Source organism: Ruegeria sp. HKCCA0235A, assembly GCF_013033235.1.
Classification (GTDB): domain Bacteria; phylum Pseudomonadota; class Alphaproteobacteria; order Rhodobacterales; family Rhodobacteraceae; genus Ruegeria.
Genome location: NZ_WQDQ01000001.1, coordinates 129567 through 145147, shown reverse-complemented (window position 1 = coordinate 145147; position 15581 = coordinate 129567). Strand labels below are relative to the sequence as shown.

Sequence of the window (15581 nt, the reverse complement as noted above, 5' to 3'; positions counted from 1 at the left end):
TGCCGGCCCGGCATACCGGGCCAGTGCTGCATTCAGGCGAGGTCGTCCTGCCCCGCGATCAGGTAGTGATGGCTGACCGAGCCCTTGGTGCGGGAGGCCAGGTGCGGTGCATAGGCCGGGTCCGCCATGAAGGCGCGGGCCGCCTCTTCCGAAGGCCACTCGATGATGATCCTCAGCCCGGCGGGCTGATCCTCGCCTTCCATCTGCGCGTGGGTCGCGGTACGCGCAAGATACTTGCCGCCATGTGCCGCCACGCGTTCGTTGGCGGTGGGCAGGTAGCCGGGGATCCAGTCCTCGGCGGTGGGGGTGACGTCCAGAACGGAATAATAGGTCATCGTGTATCTCCTTCGGGGTCAGAACCAAGCGACGGTGTCTTGCATCGTGCGGCGGGTCTTGGGGAATTCAGGATCTTTCGCGCGATGACCAAAGGCGAACATCACCGCCGGTTTCCATTTCGCGGTATCGACGCCGAAATGTTCGGCCAGCGTCTGCGTCGTCCGCTCCATGTCGAAGCCCTCGATCGGGCAGCTGTCGATCCCCATCAGCGCACCGGTGGTCATCATGTTGGCCAGCACGATATAGGCCTGCTTGCCCGACCAGTCTGTGATCTCGCGGTCAGAGGTGATCTTGTGATCCTCGGCCTGGAACTTGCCGTATGCGCCGTTGAAGATCTCGATCACTTCCTCGGGCAGCTGCTTCACTTGCCGGTAGTGGTCTTGCAGATAATCCGATCCGGCGCGCATCAGTTCACCCGTCGCCGCCAGAATGATGCCGAAATGGCTGGCGGTGCCAAGCTGGCCGGTCGACCCGTTCATCATCCCGTTGGCACCCCATGAAAACTCGCGGAACAGCTCGCGCTTGTCGGGCGACTGGATCATCAGGATGCGGAAGGGCTCGTTCCCGAACGAAGTGGGCGAAAGGCGTGCAGCCTCGAGGATCGTCTCGAAGTCAGCGTCGCTCACCTTGCGTTCAGGGTCGAAGATCTTGGTGGCATGGCGAGAATTGAAGGCCTCAATGATCTGCGCGTTGATATCGGTCTTCACCTCGGTGATCGCGTTCATTTTATGTCTCCGTTGGGGTGTGTGTCGGTGTGCACCTGACTTATCACTTGCAAGAACAAGAAAAAGGTGGTGAAAAATAAGTTCAGTTTTCGTATTTTGGATATAATCTATATGGATACCGACAGCCTGCGCCTGTTCGTCATGGCGGCCGAACGGCTCAATATCAGCGCCGCCGGGCGCGAGCTTGGCCTTGCACCGGCGGTCTCGAGTGCCAGGCTGGCCAAGCTTGAGAACGAACTTGGCGTCGAGCTTTTGCACCGCACCACGCGCAAGGTGTCGTTGTCATTGGAAGGGTCGGAGTTTCTGCCTTATGCGCGCGAAATTCTCGCCCAGACGGATGCAGCGCGCGCTGCCCTCGGAGGCACGGATACCGGCCCCACAGGCACCTTGCGTTTCGCAGCCCCCAGCAGTTTTGCCCAGTTGCACATCATGCCGCTGTTGCCCGAGTTTCATCAACGCTATCCCGACCTGACGCTGGACCTGCGACTGTCGGACAAGCCCTTCGACGCCATCGAGGGCAGTTTCGACCTAGCCCTGCGCAACGCGCCTCTGGCCGATAGCAGCCTCAAGGGGCGCAAACTTTCAGATGACATCCGCCTGCTCTGCGCTGCGCCGGAATATCTCGAGCGGCACGGAGTGCCTTCGAAACCTGAGGATCTGACGGCGCATCGTTTCATCGCGTGGGCCAATCTCGACCGGCGCGAACTGGTTGATCCTGCTGGTCAGAAGGCGATCCTGAACCCGCGCGCGATGATCAGCCGAACCATCGTCGATGACGGCACCGCGCAACGCGAAGCTACGCTTGCCGGAGCGGGGCTTTCGATCAACTCACTCTGGAGCGTGGCCCATGAACTGCGCTCCGGGCGGCTCAGGCAGGTTTTGCCTGACTGGCGGCTGAATGATCATGCTGGGCTGTGGCTGATCTATCCGCGCTCGAACGTGCTGACGCCCAAGACACGAATCTTCATGGATTTTCTCGTCGAAAAACTCGGCGGCAGGTCAGGCACCGGCTGGGTCGAAGCGCAGCAGGACAGCTTGTAATCGTGCATCGCGTTCGCGGACAGGTTCAGTTCAAGTTTCGCAATGGTGATGGTGGCGGAGAGACAGGGATTCGAACCCTGGAGACGGTTTCCCGCCTACACACTTTCCAGGCGTGCGCCTTCGACCACTCGGCCACCTCTCCGTGCCGGCGATATTTGGACGAATGCCGTCGGATTTGCAAGGCCCCAATTCGAAGAATTCAGGGGAATAGCGCAATTTAATCAATGCACCCACCGACGGGTGATCACAGGTCAACACGTGCTGCGATCTGGCCCCTCAGATCTCATCACCGGCATCCGGGTCCATATCCGCCTCGGTCAAATCCGCCGGAGCTTCTGCAACTTTGCGTGGCTCATTCTGCACAGAAACGGAAGGCTCCTGGTTGCTCGGGTCAGATGCCCGCAGGGTTTCGGGATTTCGCAGCCAGACATCACGTTGTGCGAACGGAATCTCGATCCCTGCTTCCGAGAATCTACGGTTGATTTCATGGTTCATGTCAGATTTCACCGACAAAACCCAATTCACATCCCGCAGGATCGCCCGTATTTCAAAGTCTAAGGAATCTGCTCCAAACCCCTGGAACACGACGCTTGGCGCCGGGTTGGCCAAAACCATCGGATGGCTGTTGGCAATTTCGCCCAGAATGGTTTCTACCAGACGCGTATCAGTTCCGTATGCAACACCCACCGGAACGATCACTCGCCCGATCGTATTGCCGCGGGTATAGTTCGTTACGACACCGCTGATCAGGTCAGAGTTTGGAACGATGACATCCGTCCTGTCGAACGTCTCGACCCGGGTCGAACGAACGGAAATGTCCTTAACATATCCCATCATGCCGTTAACATCGATCCAATCCCCCTTGGAAATCGGACGCTCGACCAAAAGGATGATGCCAGAAACGAAGTTCGACACGATTGTCTGCAAACCAAAGCCGATGCCAACAGACAGCGCGCCAGCGACGATCGCCAGCGATGACAGATCAAAACCGGCCACCATGATTGCCACCAACGCAGCAAGGAATATGCCAACGTATCCCGAACCAGCGACAATCGCGTTTTGGCCACCCGGATCTATGTTGGTTTTCGGCAGAAGCGAATTGCGCAGCCCGCTTTGCAACAGACGCGTCAGCGTATAACCGATTGCAAACACGGCAACAAAGGTCAGAAAGTTGCTGGGCGAAATTGTGACGCCACCGATATCAAAACCAAGCAGCAGGCGCGACCATGCTTCCAGCAGGTCTGTTTCCCGCGCACCCCAATAGATCGCCAGAATGGGAAGCGCCAAGATGGCCAATGCAAACCCGACCAGCACGGAAAAAAGCGAATCCCCTGCGGCTTCGCCCTGCCCGGTGACCCAACCGTAAATCTGACTGATGAACCGTTGCAGGATGACCAAGGCCCCGATCAGCACCAATGTCTTGACGGCAGGAAACACGATTGCTTCGGCCGCATTGGTGTATCCGAAAATAGCCAGCAAGGGAGACATGATCCCCAAAAGGAACAAAGCCCGGCGCAGGAACTCGACCAGTTGGCTGAAACCCGCGGAACGGGTCGAGGCAGCTTGATCCGGAGGCCCGTCGGTTGTTCGAATCTGACGTACTCGCAACAACAACAAAGCCGTCGCGACAATGACCGGGAAACTGACTACGGCGCGAGTGGCGTCGGAAATGTTTTCGATCCGTTCGAACAAAAACGCCAATTCGTGCAAAACCAGCATCAGGGCGAGCAGATCGATATACACGCGCAGTTCAGTGATGCGCGCAGCGGACAGACGTTTGAACCCTTGCGACGCGCCGATCACGTATACCTGGCGACCAATCCAGTCATAGAAAAACACGATCGCTGCCCAATACGGAACATTCTGAAGCAAAAGGCTGCCCCGCAGACCCGGAACGCCGGTGAGACTGATCGCCGTGACCACGGCCACCACACCGATCCATGGCAACAGAATTCGCAATAGTGAGATTACGAACGACCAAACCCCCGTCCCGGCCCCGCCGAGTAACCTCAGGTAGTCGCCTCCGAGTTCAGACCACCGTTTGCCAAAGATCAGCAGCACGGCTGAAATGACCAGAAGTATGAAGATTGCGAGCCCACGAGCGCGAATTTGCTCGCGCACGACATCTGAACGCAAATTTGTGATCGTTTCGTTTACCAGGCCTTGAACGGCCTCTTTGACATCCACCCATGCCGGACCCCAATACGCCGGGTTGATCGGCGACGGGCCCTGTTCAAAGAACTCTTTTTTCTGGCGTGCACGAAGAATCTGATCAATTTCGCTGATCAGCCCGTTCGCACGGCTATACGCTTCTTCGGAAATGATGCGCGGAACACGCAGGCTGTTGAGCTGTTCCTCAAGATGCACCCGAAGATTTGCTATGTCTTCAGGTTCAGTCGTGTCCCCTTCGGGTTTGGGCCCCAACGCTTTTATCTGGCTTTCCAGCGTCGTTATTCGGTCGGTATTTGCACCACGAGCTCGATTGAAGTCTTCCCTGTAACCATTTATTTCAGAACGTAAATTCTCCAGCGCAGCGTCAGATGCCCGGTTCGCCTCGATGACAGCTTCGGCCCGGCTCGCGGTTTTGACCCAGCCTTGGTAATACTCACTTTGACGATCCGTCAGCTGCGCAACAGCGCTATTCGAAAACCCGACAAAGCACAGGAATAGCAGGGTCAGAAACAGGCGGACCTGTCCAAGCATCACACGTCCTCGAAAACGCCGGGAATGCTGCGCGGTGCCTCGGTCATCCAATCCGGAACCGGAAGCTCTTTTTCACGCAGGAACTCGGGGTTGAACAGCTTTGATTGATAGCGTGTGCCATAATCGCACAGGATGGTCACAATGGTATGGCCGGGCCCCATTTCCTTGGCCAGGCGCACCGCCCCTGCCATGTTGATCGCGGTCGAGCCGCCCATGACCAGGCCTTCGTCACGCAGAAGATCAAAGATGTAGGGCAGCGCTTCGTTATCGGTGATCTGATAAGAAAAATCCGGCGTGAACCCCTCAAGGTTTTTGGTGATACGCACCTGCCCGATACCTTCGGCGATTGACCCACCTTCCATCGCGATCTCGCCTGTTGTGTAATACGAATACAGGCCAGCCCCCATAGGATCTGCAAGACCGATCTTGACGCCCTTGGGTTGCAAAACATCGGCAACGCCTGCCAATGTCCCACCCGACCCGACCGCGCTGACGAACCCGTCAACTTCGCCGTCTGTCTGGTCCCAGATCTCGGGGCCTGTGGTTTCCACATGTGCCTGACGATTCGCCACATTGTCGAACTGGTTGGCCCAGATTGCGCCATTGGGTTCTGTCTGCGCCAATTCCTCGGCCAGACGGCGGGAATAGTGCACGAAATTGTTGGGGTTGCGATACGGGGCCGCGGGTACCTGAACCAACTGTGCGCCCGCCAGACGCAGCATATCCTTCTTTTCTTCCGATTGGGTCTCGGGGATAACGATAACCGTTTTGAACCCCATCGACGCACCGACCAAAGCCAGACCAATACCGGTGTTGCCGGCGGTGCCTTCCACGATGGTGCCGCCCGGTTTCAGATCCCCGCGTGCGATGGCATCTTTGATGATAAAAAGAGCAGCACGATCCTTTACCGACTGTCCCGGGTTCATGAACTCGGCTTTGCCAAGAATCTCGCATCCGGTCTCTTCGCTGATGCGGCGCAGCCGGATCAACGGTGTTTTTCCTACTGCGTCAGCAAGATCTCGTGCAATGCGCATGGTCGCCTCTTGTCATTTGGTATCTTCGAAGATTTACAGGCGCACTGCCGGGACCACAAGCGCGATAGTCACGCGCGCAAACGATCCCGATGGCGGGCCAGCCAGTAAGCCAGAGACACCAGCTGCAAATCCTTGAAAAGATGACGGTCTGTCATATCGATGAATTCGTCGAACGGCAGAATCCGACTGCGAATATCTTCGCCTTCTGTGTCCAGGCCACCGGTGATGGTTGTCTGGGTCAAGTTGCCAAGCCCGACATAGAGATACATGAAACCCGTCGACGACCCGCTGGAGGAATACGCCCCGCCCGCATATTCCAGCCTGTCAAATCGAACTCCGGCTTCTTCCATGGCTTCGCGATGTGCCGTCTGTTCCGGCGTTTCGCCGGGGTCGATCATCCCGGCAACCGCTTCCCAAAGCCAGGGCTCTGGATCGTCGATCAAAAACACCGGCGGTCTGAACTGCTCGACCAGAAGCACGGTGTCGCGGATCGGGTCATATGGCAGAACGGACACCGCGCTGCCCTGCATCAAACCGCCCCGGTGCAGCACGGGACCCATGCTGCCGTCATGCTGCCGGTGTTGAAGATCTATTTCCTCCATCCCAAAATAGTCGACGTAAACGCGTTCGTGCCGGTGGACGATCACGTCTTCGGCTATGTTCCGCGGATCGCCGGTTCGTCGTTGCTTGGCCATGATCTTTGCCCAGGCGCGGGTTTGAATGGCGCGGACGCTGCGCGCCATGGTTTTGGGATCGACTTTACCGAAATAGGCCATTTCTTCTTCGGCAGCGAGCGCCGTAACCTCGCCCAATTTGTCTGCCCAGCCCTGCAACGACCACAACTCACCGGGTTTCCACGCGCCCGGGGTCGGAAAAAAGACCTGCGCCTGTGCTTCGCCCCCATCCTCCAGAATGACCTTCAACGATTTCAGGTCATAGTCGAAGGATCCTTCGTAATAAGCCAGTCTGGCCAGATCATCGGAGGACAGGCCCTGCACCAGCAGACCTTCGGCAGCGGCACCCTTGACGGGCAGGATCATCGGGAAATCTTGCCCCTGGACCGCGTGAACCGCGTGATCGCACAGCTTGGCAGCGTGAAACGTTATTTCGCTCAGCGGACGGCCCAGGACACGCTGCAACAACGGCAGATACCGCAACGTTCCATAGAAGAACAAATCAGACAAATTCAATCTCTCTTGTGACGAAACGGTTCAGCGCCATTTGCGGCTGGCCTGTTCCGTGGCCAGACCGGCGACAACGGCGCCAAGTGCGAGTGCAACCAGAATTTCGGGATAGATCAGCTGCTTGCCATAATCGATACCGATCGAAAAAATGGCCATCACAGCTTCGAACGGGCCGCCATATCGATTGCGCATCGCAAGGTCGAACATACGGTAGCACCCCTGCACAAACAGCGCCCAGAAAACCAGCGAAGCAACGCCGGTCAGGCCGTTATTAATACCCGCTGTCCAACCACGCCCAGCGCGCTTGCCCATGATTTTCCAACCACAGATCGCACCAAGAGCCATATTCACATAGGTGAAGTAGCCATAGTCCTTACCCTCTTCGCCGTTTTCGATAACCATGCTTGAAACAAGAAAGGCCAGCACGACGAGACAAACAGCGGCGACGAGACGCGAGGCAGTGGGCATGTGACGGTCCGTGAGTTAACTTGGTTTTGCTATTGTGATCTGTGTCACATCGCAATTGCCCGTGTCAAAGGCCGCACCGCACGCAGTCAAATAATAATTCCACATGCGGCGGAAACGCTCATCAAACCCCATGTCCGAGATCTGATCCCATTTGTCGTTGAACGTTTCATACCAACGGCGCAGAGTCAGATCATAGCTTTTCCCGAATTCCTTCGAATGCACGACTTTCAACCCGGCCTGATCGATCTGCTGACGCAGGATGGTCGGCGACGGTAGCATCCCGCCGGGAAAGATATATTTCTGAATGAAATCAACGCCATTCTTGTAAAAATCCCAGCGATGATCACCCACCGTGATGATTTGCAAGGTTGCCTGGGCACCGGGCTTCAACCGCTCACGAACGGTTTCGAAATAGACCGGCCAGTATTTCTGACCCACGGCCTCGAACATTTCGATGGATGCGATGCCGTCATAGACCCCGCGTTCATCCCGATAGTCTTGAAGCTTGAATTCAACCCGATCTGATAAACCTGCTTTTTCAATACGTTCCTTGGCGTACTTGAATTGCTCCTCACTGATGGTCAGGCCGGTGACACGCAAACCTCGTTCCTTTGCGGCATATTCCGCGAAGCCGCCCCAGCCACATCCGATCTCCAGTACATGGTCACCCGGTTTGGCACCCATCTCATCCACAAGACTTGCGTATTTGGCTATCTGGGCCTTCTCGAGGCTTTCCTGCCCAGACTCAAAAATCGCGCTGGAATAGGTCATCGTGTCATCCAGCCAAGAACTGTAAAATTCGTTACCCAGATCGTAGTGATACGAGATGTTCTTTTTGGCTTGGGCCCTGTTGTTTCTGTGCAGCCAGAACCGCAGCCGTTCGTAAGCCTGAACCAGAAACTGGCCCGTAAACCCGTCATAAACGGTCTCGGTTCCAAGATGCACAAGATCCATGAAAGACCGCAGATCGGGTGTACTCCAATGGCCGTCCAGATACGCATCGGAGAAACCCAGTTCACCTTCGCGGATCAGGCGCGCAAAGACATCGTCGTCGTGAATATCGACCTGTGCCACCGGCCCGGCCTTTGCGCCTTCTGCGCGAAACGTGCGACCGTCGGGTAGTCTGATATCAAGACGCCCGGATTCCATCCGGTTCAACATTTTAAAGACTTGGGCGAAATATCTGGGCAGGTCTTTTTGCCCTTCGGTCGTCGTCAGGATCATCCGCTCTCCCCTCTGCGGTACGCGTACAAAGCTAGGCGGCGAAATTGTTTCTGGCAAGTTTTCAGTTCCTTAGTGGGATTTTCGGCTTTCATATGCGCGCAACGCGCGAGTCCGCCCTTCGGGCAATTCGACTATCGGTTTGGGGTAATCCGCATCCGGACGCAGCCCCCATGAACGCGGGACGGCATCAAAATACGACATGGCGGTTTTGGTGGGTTCGGAATAACTTTCGGCAATCCAGCGATGCGTATAATTCCCGTCAGGATCGAATTTCTCAGCTTGCGTCTGGGGATTGAAAATCCTGAAAAACGGGGATGCATCGGGCCCAGATCCAGCAACCCACTGCCAGCCCATGGCATTGCAGGCCGGGTCCCAGTCGATCAGGCAATCCTCAAACCAATTCATCCCTATTTTCCAGTGGGTCATAAGATGCTTGGTCAGATAGCTTGCGACAATCATCCGAGCCCGGTTATGCATTCGACCCGTCACATACATTTGCCGCAGCCCAGCATCGACGACAGGTATTCCAGTTCTGGCCTGCTGCCACGCGGTGACTTCGGGATGGTCCGGATCGGTATTCCAGGGAAAACTGTTCCATTCCGGCTTCCAGTTGGAAGCCACCAGTTGGGGCGTGTGATACATCAGGTGATAGGCAAACTCGCGCCAGACGAGTTGACGTAGATAGGCATCGGCACCGGGTGTTCCAGTCAATGCGGCCCTTTGGACCATATGCCAGACTGTACGCGGCCCGATTTCACCCAAAGACAGGTATTCCGACAGGTTGGAAGTTCCGTCTTGATCCAACCTGTCCCGGTTGTTGGAATAGTGAGAAATTCGCCCAAGAAACGCCTCGAGATGATCCAAGGCGGCCTGTTCGCCGGGATTTACATGAGGGCGAACGACGGCCGCGCCCCTGTTCATGGCATCCCCCATCTGCCAATCGCTCAATTTGTCAGAAGCGGGCCACGACATCGGGGCCTGCAAATCGGCAACCCGCGCGTCGGGAAATTGTACATCCCGCCCCTGAACCGCACGCCACATGGGCGTGTAGACCCGAAACGGATTTCCTGTTTTTGTAGCGACAGTCCAGGGCTCAAAAAGAAGATGCCCCGCAAATGACTTTGCCGTCACTCCTACTTTTGTAAGCACAGACTTGATCGTCTTGTCGCGTTCGATTGAGGCCGGATCGTAAGCGCGAGACCAGAAGACTGAGGTTGCGCCGGTCTCGGCCATGACCTGCTGCACCTGTTCAAGTGCGTCGCCGCGTCGGAAAATCAGTCGGCTGCCCATATTGGCCAGTGACGCTGTGAAAGCTTCCAGCCCCAAGCCCAACCGCCACTTCGGCGCAGCCCCCATCTGTTCGACGAGGTTGTCATGAATAAACAAAGGTATGACCGGACGGCCACTTTCGGCCGCTGCAGTCAACGCGGGGTGGTCCGACAGACGCAAGTCCCGTCGAAACCACAAAATGATCGGAGCCTGCTGTTGCTTCACAATACGCCCTTGAGGTTTTTTGATTTCTACGCACCCTCAAGAGTAGTGGATCACAAAACGCGCTCAAGAGCCTCTAAAAGCTGATCAATTTCCTGCTGCGTGGTGTAGTGAGTGAAGCTGACCCTCAAAACACCCTGCGCCGGGTCGACGCCCATCGCCTGCAAGGGGCGCACCGCATAGAAGTCTCCGCCACCAGCCATGACACCATATTGCGCCAGTTCCGCCGCAACCGGTTCAGCCGGACGGTTCAACGAAAGCGCGACGGTGGGCGCGCGCCGACTGGCGTCGGAAGGACCGAACAGGCGCACAGCGTTTCGATCCTTTACCGCATCCAGAACCGGTTGCAGCAATGACTCTTCGTGTGATCGCATCAGATCGTGGACAAATACGCCCTGCTCCGCCGCGCCCGCCTCAGGCCCGCCATGGTGGGCGCAAAGCAGCTCAACATAATCCGCCATACCTGCACTGGCCGCAATCTGCGCGTGATCGGGTCCAGCCGGGGTGAACCGCTTGTACAGGACGTCACCGTTGAAATAATGCGCCTGGTTGGGCAACAGCGCACCCAATGTGCGGCGGATGACCATGCACCCCTGGTGCGGGCCATAGGTCTTGTAAGCAGAAAACAAATAGATATCCGGCCCCAGATCGCCAACATTCGGAAATCCGTGCGGGGCGTAGGATACGCCATCAACGCAGACAAACGCACCCGCCGCATGCGCAATAGCAGTGATCTCGGTGACCGGATTGATCTCGCCAACGACATTTGAGCAATGCGGGAAACAGACCAGACGCACTTTTTCGTCCAGCATGTTTTCAAGATCCTGAGGGTTCAGCGACCCGGTTTCGGGGTCGATCTGCCATTCCCTCACCTCTATCCCGGCCTCGACCAGACGACGCCATGGGCCAGAGTTGGCTTCGTGATCCTGATTGGTCACGACGATCGCCTCGCCGGGCTTCATCCATTGCCGGAACGCTTGCGCCAGGACATAGGTGTTCTGGGTGGTTGAAGGGCCAAAACTCAACTCATCCGTGTCGACTCCCAGAATTGCAGCCATACGCGCACGCGCCTCGTCCATTTCGGCGCCCGCAAGGCGGCTGGCCTCATATGGGGCGTAAGGCTGAACCTTGCGCTGCGTGTAGAACCGCGTCAGCCGGTCGATTACTGGTTTGCAGGTGTAAGACCCACCTGCATTTTCGAAGAACGCCTGCCCTTGCAGGCTGGGTTCTGAAAAGGCCGGGAACTGCGCCCGAACGAAATCGATATCCAGAGATTTCATGCCTCATTGCTCCTTAGTTGTGCAGTCAGATCAATGAGATGCCCGCGCATGTTTCCGGACATCTCAGAAATCATGGCAGGTCTTCCAGCCCAGCCTGTGCTTGGGCCTTTGGCCGACGAAACACGGGGCAGCCCTTCGTCTTGGAAGGACAGCGATACTTAGACAGGGCCGTTCACAACCGTCAAGCGAAAGCAAAACAAAAAAGCCCCGGCTCGATGCCGGGGCTTTGAAAGCTTGCGGAATTGTCAGGCGACTCCTTTGGCTTCAACCCTGAACCTTGGTATAGGTCCCCTCGCCCGCGAGAATTCCGCGGAAGCCGCCGGGCTCATCTAGCCCAAAGACGATCAGGGGCAGATTGTTGTCGCGTGCCAGCGCGATGGCCGAAGCATCCATGACCCGCAACCGTTTGGCCAGCACGTCATCATAGGTCACGGTATCATAGCGTACGGCGTCAGCGTGTTCCGCTGGGTCTTTGTCATATACGCCATCCACTCCGTTCTTGCCCATGAAGATCGCCTCGCACGCCATTTCGTTGGCGCGCAGGGTGGCTGCGGTGTCTGTCGTGAAATACGGGTTGCCAGTACCGGCGGCGAAGATACAGACCCTCTTCTTCTCGAGGTGTCGAACAGCCCGGCGGCGGATATAGGGTTCGCACACCTCGTCCATGCGAATGGCCGATATCACGCGGGTGAACACTCCGATCTCTTCCAGTGCGGATTGCATCCCCAGCGCGTTCATCACCGTGGCCAACATGCCCATATAATCCGCCGTTGTCCGTTCCATGCCCTGGGCTGAACCGCTCAGGCCGCGAAAAATGTTTCCACCGCCGATGACCATGCAAATCTCAACGCCCAGATCGTGAACCGATTTCACTTCCTGCGCGATGCGTTGCACGGTTGGCGGGTGCAAACCGAATCCCTGATCCCCCATCAAAGCTTCGCCTGAGATTTTCAACATGACCCGATTGTACTTTGTTTTCGGGGTCTCGGCTGTTTCAGAAGAAGGGGAAAGGCTCATGTTGCGCTCCGGGCTGGCACGGGGTTAATTTCCGGCGCAAAATGAAGCAAAAGCTCCGCAGGTTCAATGCGGTTGGTGAGGATAGAGGCAACCGCGCATGACCCGGCGATCAACAGACCTGCTTTTTCGGCAACTGCCGCCTGTTCCGGACGACAAGCCGGTTCTGATCGCGGGGCCTACGGCGTCCGGGAAATCAGCACTGGCGCTGGAGATCGCCGAACGCCATGGCGGGGTTATCGTCAATGCGGATGCGAGCCAGGTTTATGACTGCTGGCGCGTCATCTCGGCCCGGCCGTCCGCCCAGGAAGAAGCCCGCGCGCCGCATTTGTTGTACGGGCACGTCGCCTATGATCAGGATTATTCTACCGGCCATTGGCTGCGAGAGGTCCTGCCTCTGTTAACGGGGCACCAGCGCCCGATCATTGTCGGTGGGACCGGATTGTATTTCTCGGCCCTGACCGAAGGCATGGCCCAAATTCCTGCGACGCCACCCGAAGTTCGGGCCGAGGCCGATCAGATGCCCATGGTAGACCTTCTGGAGGGGGTCGATGCAGACACGCTTGCAAAGCTGGACATACACAACCGTGCCCGCGTGCAACGCGCATGGGAGGTGCAGCGCGCCACAGGTCGCAGCCTGTTGTCGTGGCAAGCCGAAACGCCCCCACCGGCACTTCCGCTGAACGAGACCCTGCCGATCGTTTTTGACGTTGATAAAGCATGGCTGCTGAACAGGATAGAACGCCGCTTTGACCAGATGCTGGAACAGGGCGCGATCGAGGAAGTGCGTACCATGCAGGACCGGTTCGATCCCACCCTTCCGTCCTGCAAGGCCATAGGCGTGCCGGAACTCAGGGCATATCTGGACGGCGCGATGACTTTGGATCAGGCGCGAGAGCGCGCAACCATAGCGACGCGGCAATTCGCCAAGCGTCAGCGCACCTGGTTTCGCGCCCGAATGAAGGCCTGGAATCACGTCGATCCCACTAGGTGATACCCGGCACGTCTGACATTGCACAAGCAAGATGCCCCGCCAGCTCTCGAAGCTTACGAGAACTTAATGATTTACTGCGGTTTCCCTTAACAAACCAGGAAAACAATGGGTAAGTCGGCATCGTTTTGGGCTGCTGGAAGAAATGCGTCTTCACGACTTCAACGGATCGCGAATGTCGTTTTTGTACTACTTATGACGATTTCGAACATTGACCTTATCAGAAATCTGGTGCCGAATAACGACATGGGGATGAACAGAGTCCAAGAAACAAAATCCTTCACTCTGGCGACCGTAAGAAACCGGGTCGCGTAGAGCCATAATCAATCAACAAAATCAGTGTCACAGGGAGACATCCATGACGAATACCGTATCCACCGAAGACAAGGTGCACTGGGCGGCAGCGATGCACGCTCAGGAATACCGCGACGGCAAGCTAAGCCGAAGGGAATTCATGACGCGCGCAACCAGTCTTGGGGTTACTGCCGCAGCTGCCTATGGCATGATCGGATTGCCGACACCTGCTTTGGCCGAAACAGCAAAGCAGGAAGGCGGCACGCTGCGTGTCCAGCAGGAAGTCCGCGCCCTCAAAGATCCCAGAACTTATGACTGGTCGCAGATCGCAAACGTGACGCGCGGCACGCTGGAATATCTGGTCGAGTACAACTCGGACGGCTCGTTCCGCGGCATGCTGCTGGAAAGCTGGGAAGTCAACGACGACGCGACCGTTTACACTCTGAATGTCCGTCCGGGCGTCAAGTGGAACAATGGCGACGATTTCACGGCTGACGATGTTGCCCGCAACATCGCGCGCTGGTGTGACAAGAGCTCGGAAACCAACTCGATGGCGGGCCGCTTTGCAACCCTGATTGACGCGGATACCGGTCAGGCCGGTGAGGGTGTCATCGAAGTCGTCGACGCAACCACGGTCAAACTGAACCTGCCAAAGCCGGATATCACCCTTATTCCGGGCATGGCCGACTATCCCGGCGCGATTGTTCATAGCTCGTTCAGCGAGACTGACCTGCTGAACAATGTGGGAACCGGCCCATATCTGATGGACGAACTTGAGGTTGGCGTTAAAGCCGTTCTGGTTCGCAACCCGGATCACACCTGGTGGGGCGAAGAAGTGTATGGCCGCCCTGCCCTGGACCGTATCGAGTACATCGACTACGGAACCGACCCTTCTGCCTGGTTGGCGGCGCTGGAATCCGACGAAGTCGACATGCTGTATGAGTCGGTGGGTGAATTCATCGACGTGATGGACGGGCTTGGCTATGTGAAGTCAGAAGTGGTGACCGCCGCGACCATCGTTATTCGTCCCAACCAGCTGGCCGAGATCGACGGGCAGAAGCCTTATGCGGACAAACGTGTCCGGCAGGCCCTTCAGATGGCCGTAGACAATTCAGTTTGTCTGGAACTGGGCTATGGCGGTCGCGGAGCGCCGGCGGAAAACCATCACGTGGCGCCGCTGCATCCGGAATATGCCGAGCTTCCGCCGCAAAAGGTTGATCCCGCAGCAGCCAAGGCGTTGATGGACGAAGCCGGTTTCGGAGATTTCGAGCACGAGATCATCTCGATCGACGATGACTGGCGTCGCAACACCACAGATGCTGTTGCCGCGCAGCTGCGCGATGCCGGGATCAAAGTCAAGCGGACCGTTCTGCCGGGCAATACCTTCTGGAACGACTGGGCCAAGTACCCGTTCAGCTCGACCAACTGGAACCCGCGTCCGTTGGGTGTTCAGATTTGGGCGCTTGCTTATCGTACGGGCGAAGCCTGGAACGAGTTCGGCTATGCGAGCCCCGAGTTTGACGCCATTCTGGAAGAGGCGCTGGCCATTGCCGACGCGGACAAGCGTCGCGAAGTCATGGCGCGTGGCGAAGCACTGCTTCAGGAAGATGGGGTTACTATTCAGCCCTATTGGCGCTCGCTCTATCGCCACATGAAAGAGGGTCTTGTTGGAACCGACATGCATGTGACCTTCGAACACCATCACTACAAGTGGGGCTGGGCTGCCTAAGCACTGCAATCCACACACGAGGGGCGCCTGACACGGGCGCCCCTTTCCAGCCGCAGACTTGCCGACG

The 15581-nt window shown here is 57.1% G+C and carries 13 protein-coding genes and 1 tRNA gene; 3 read left to right on the top strand and 11 right to left on the bottom strand.

Going from position 1 to position 15581, the window contains the following annotated elements:
• Positions 1-32 precede the first annotated feature (32 nt).
• Positions 33-335 (bottom strand): DUF1330 domain-containing protein, encoded by a 303-nt coding sequence (locus GOW56_RS00670; RefSeq protein WP_171116251.1) that lies wholly within the window; start codon positions 333-335, stop codon positions 33-35.
• Between the two features lie 18 nt (positions 336-353).
• The gene (locus GOW56_RS00665) at positions 354-1061 is read right to left on the bottom strand and encodes an NAD(P)H-dependent oxidoreductase (RefSeq protein WP_171204639.1); all 708 of its coding nucleotides are present in this window, start codon (positions 1059-1061) and stop codon (positions 354-356) included.
• Between the two features lie 111 nt (positions 1062-1172).
• Between GOW56_RS00665 and GOW56_RS00660 the strand changes: the two genes are divergently transcribed.
• Entirely contained in the window at positions 1173-2102 is a 930-nt protein-coding gene (locus tag GOW56_RS00660; protein ID WP_171204638.1) for a LysR family transcriptional regulator, read from the top strand.
• 52 nt (positions 2103-2154) lie between these two features.
• On the opposite strand, the gene GOW56_RS00655 is transcribed toward GOW56_RS00660, so the two are convergent.
• From GOW56_RS00655 to pyrH, 9 genes are all read right to left on the bottom strand, one after another.
• A tRNA-Ser gene (locus tag GOW56_RS00655) sits at positions 2155-2244 on the bottom strand.
• Positions 2245-2378: 134 nt separating this feature from the next.
• Positions 2379-4805 (bottom strand): DUF3772 domain-containing protein, encoded by a 2427-nt coding sequence (locus tag GOW56_RS00650; RefSeq protein ID WP_171204637.1) that lies wholly within the window; start codon positions 4803-4805, stop codon positions 2379-2381.
• Positions 4805-5839, bottom strand: coding sequence for a cysteine synthase A (locus GOW56_RS00645; protein ID WP_171204636.1), 1035 nt, complete (start codon positions 5837-5839; stop codon positions 4805-4807). The genes GOW56_RS00650 and GOW56_RS00645 overlap by 1 nt, the downstream gene beginning before the upstream one ends.
• A 68-nt stretch (positions 5840-5907) precedes the next feature.
• Complete coding sequence (locus GOW56_RS00640; RefSeq protein ID WP_171204635.1) at positions 5908-7023, bottom strand: NUDIX domain-containing protein; 1116 nt, start codon at positions 7021-7023, stop codon at positions 5908-5910.
• Between the two features lie 27 nt (positions 7024-7050).
• Positions 7051-7491 carry a TrgA family protein gene (locus GOW56_RS00635; protein ID WP_171204634.1) on the bottom strand — a complete coding sequence of 147 codons (441 nt, stop codon included), beginning with the start codon at positions 7489-7491 and terminating at the stop codon, positions 7051-7053.
• Positions 7492-7506: 15 nt separating this feature from the next.
• The gene (locus tag GOW56_RS00630) at positions 7507-8715 is read right to left on the bottom strand and encodes a cyclopropane-fatty-acyl-phospholipid synthase family protein (RefSeq protein WP_171168444.1); all 1209 of its coding nucleotides are present in this window, start codon (positions 8713-8715) and stop codon (positions 7507-7509) included.
• Positions 8716-8784: 69 nt separating this feature from the next.
• A complete protein-coding gene (locus GOW56_RS00625; RefSeq protein ID WP_171204633.1) occupies positions 8785-10209 on the bottom strand; it encodes a deoxyribodipyrimidine photo-lyase in 1425 nt (474 codons plus the stop codon).
• A gap of 50 nt (positions 10210-10259) precedes the next feature.
• Complete coding sequence (locus tag GOW56_RS00620; RefSeq protein ID WP_171204632.1) at positions 10260-11486, bottom strand: aminotransferase class V-fold PLP-dependent enzyme; 1227 nt, start codon at positions 11484-11486, stop codon at positions 10260-10262.
• Positions 11487-11750: 264 nt separating this feature from the next.
• Positions 11751-12503, bottom strand: coding sequence for a UMP kinase (pyrH, locus tag GOW56_RS00615; protein WP_152457773.1), 753 nt, complete (start codon positions 12501-12503; stop codon positions 11751-11753).
• Positions 12504-12600: 97 nt separating this feature from the next.
• On the opposite strand from pyrH, the gene miaA reads away from it, so the two are divergent.
• Together miaA and GOW56_RS00605 are read left to right on the top strand one after the other, a co-directional pair.
• Complete coding sequence (gene miaA / locus GOW56_RS00610; RefSeq protein WP_171204631.1) at positions 12601-13494, top strand: tRNA (adenosine(37)-N6)-dimethylallyltransferase MiaA; 894 nt, start codon at positions 12601-12603, stop codon at positions 13492-13494.
• A 355-nt stretch (positions 13495-13849) separates the two neighbouring features.
• The gene (locus GOW56_RS00605; protein WP_152457771.1) at positions 13850-15514 is read left to right on the top strand and encodes an ABC transporter substrate-binding protein; all 1665 of its coding nucleotides are present in this window, start codon (positions 13850-13852) and stop codon (positions 15512-15514) included.
• The last annotated feature ends 67 nt before the right edge of the window (positions 15515-15581 follow it).

Excerpts from the sequence above, each read along its gene's own strand:
- GOW56_RS00670 (WP_171116251.1), bottom strand. The coding sequence starts at position 335 with ATGACCTATTATTCCGTTCTGGACGTCACCCCCACCGCCGAGGACTGG.
- GOW56_RS00665 (WP_171204639.1), bottom strand. The coding sequence starts at position 1,061 with ATGAACGCGATCACCGAGGTGAAGACCGATATCAACGCGCAGATCATT.
- GOW56_RS00660 (WP_171204638.1), top strand. The coding sequence starts at position 1,173 with ATGGATACCGACAGCCTGCGCCTGTTCGTCATGGCGGCCGAACGGCTC.
- GOW56_RS00650 (WP_171204637.1), bottom strand. The coding sequence starts at position 4,805 with ATGCTTGGACAGGTCCGCCTGTTTCTGACCCTGCTATTCCTGTGCTTT.
- GOW56_RS00645 (WP_171204636.1), bottom strand. The coding sequence starts at position 5,839 with ATGCGCATTGCACGAGATCTTGCTGACGCAGTAGGAAAAACACCGTTG.
- GOW56_RS00635 (WP_171204634.1), bottom strand. The coding sequence starts at position 7,491 with ATGCCCACTGCCTCGCGTCTCGTCGCCGCTGTTTGTCTCGTCGTGCTG.
- GOW56_RS00630 (WP_171168444.1), bottom strand. The coding sequence starts at position 8,715 with ATGATCCTGACGACGACCGAAGGGCAAAAAGACCTGCCCAGATATTTC.
- GOW56_RS00620 (WP_171204632.1), bottom strand. The coding sequence starts at position 11,486 with ATGAAATCTCTGGATATCGATTTCGTTCGGGCGCAGTTCCCGGCCTTT.
- pyrH (WP_152457773.1), bottom strand. The coding sequence starts at position 12,503 with ATGAGCCTTTCCCCTTCTTCTGAAACAGCCGAGACCCCGAAAACAAAG.
- miaA (WP_171204631.1), top strand. The coding sequence starts at position 12,601 with ATGACCCGGCGATCAACAGACCTGCTTTTTCGGCAACTGCCGCCTGTT.
- GOW56_RS00605 (WP_152457771.1), top strand. The coding sequence starts at position 13,850 with ATGACGAATACCGTATCCACCGAAGACAAGGTGCACTGGGCGGCAGCG.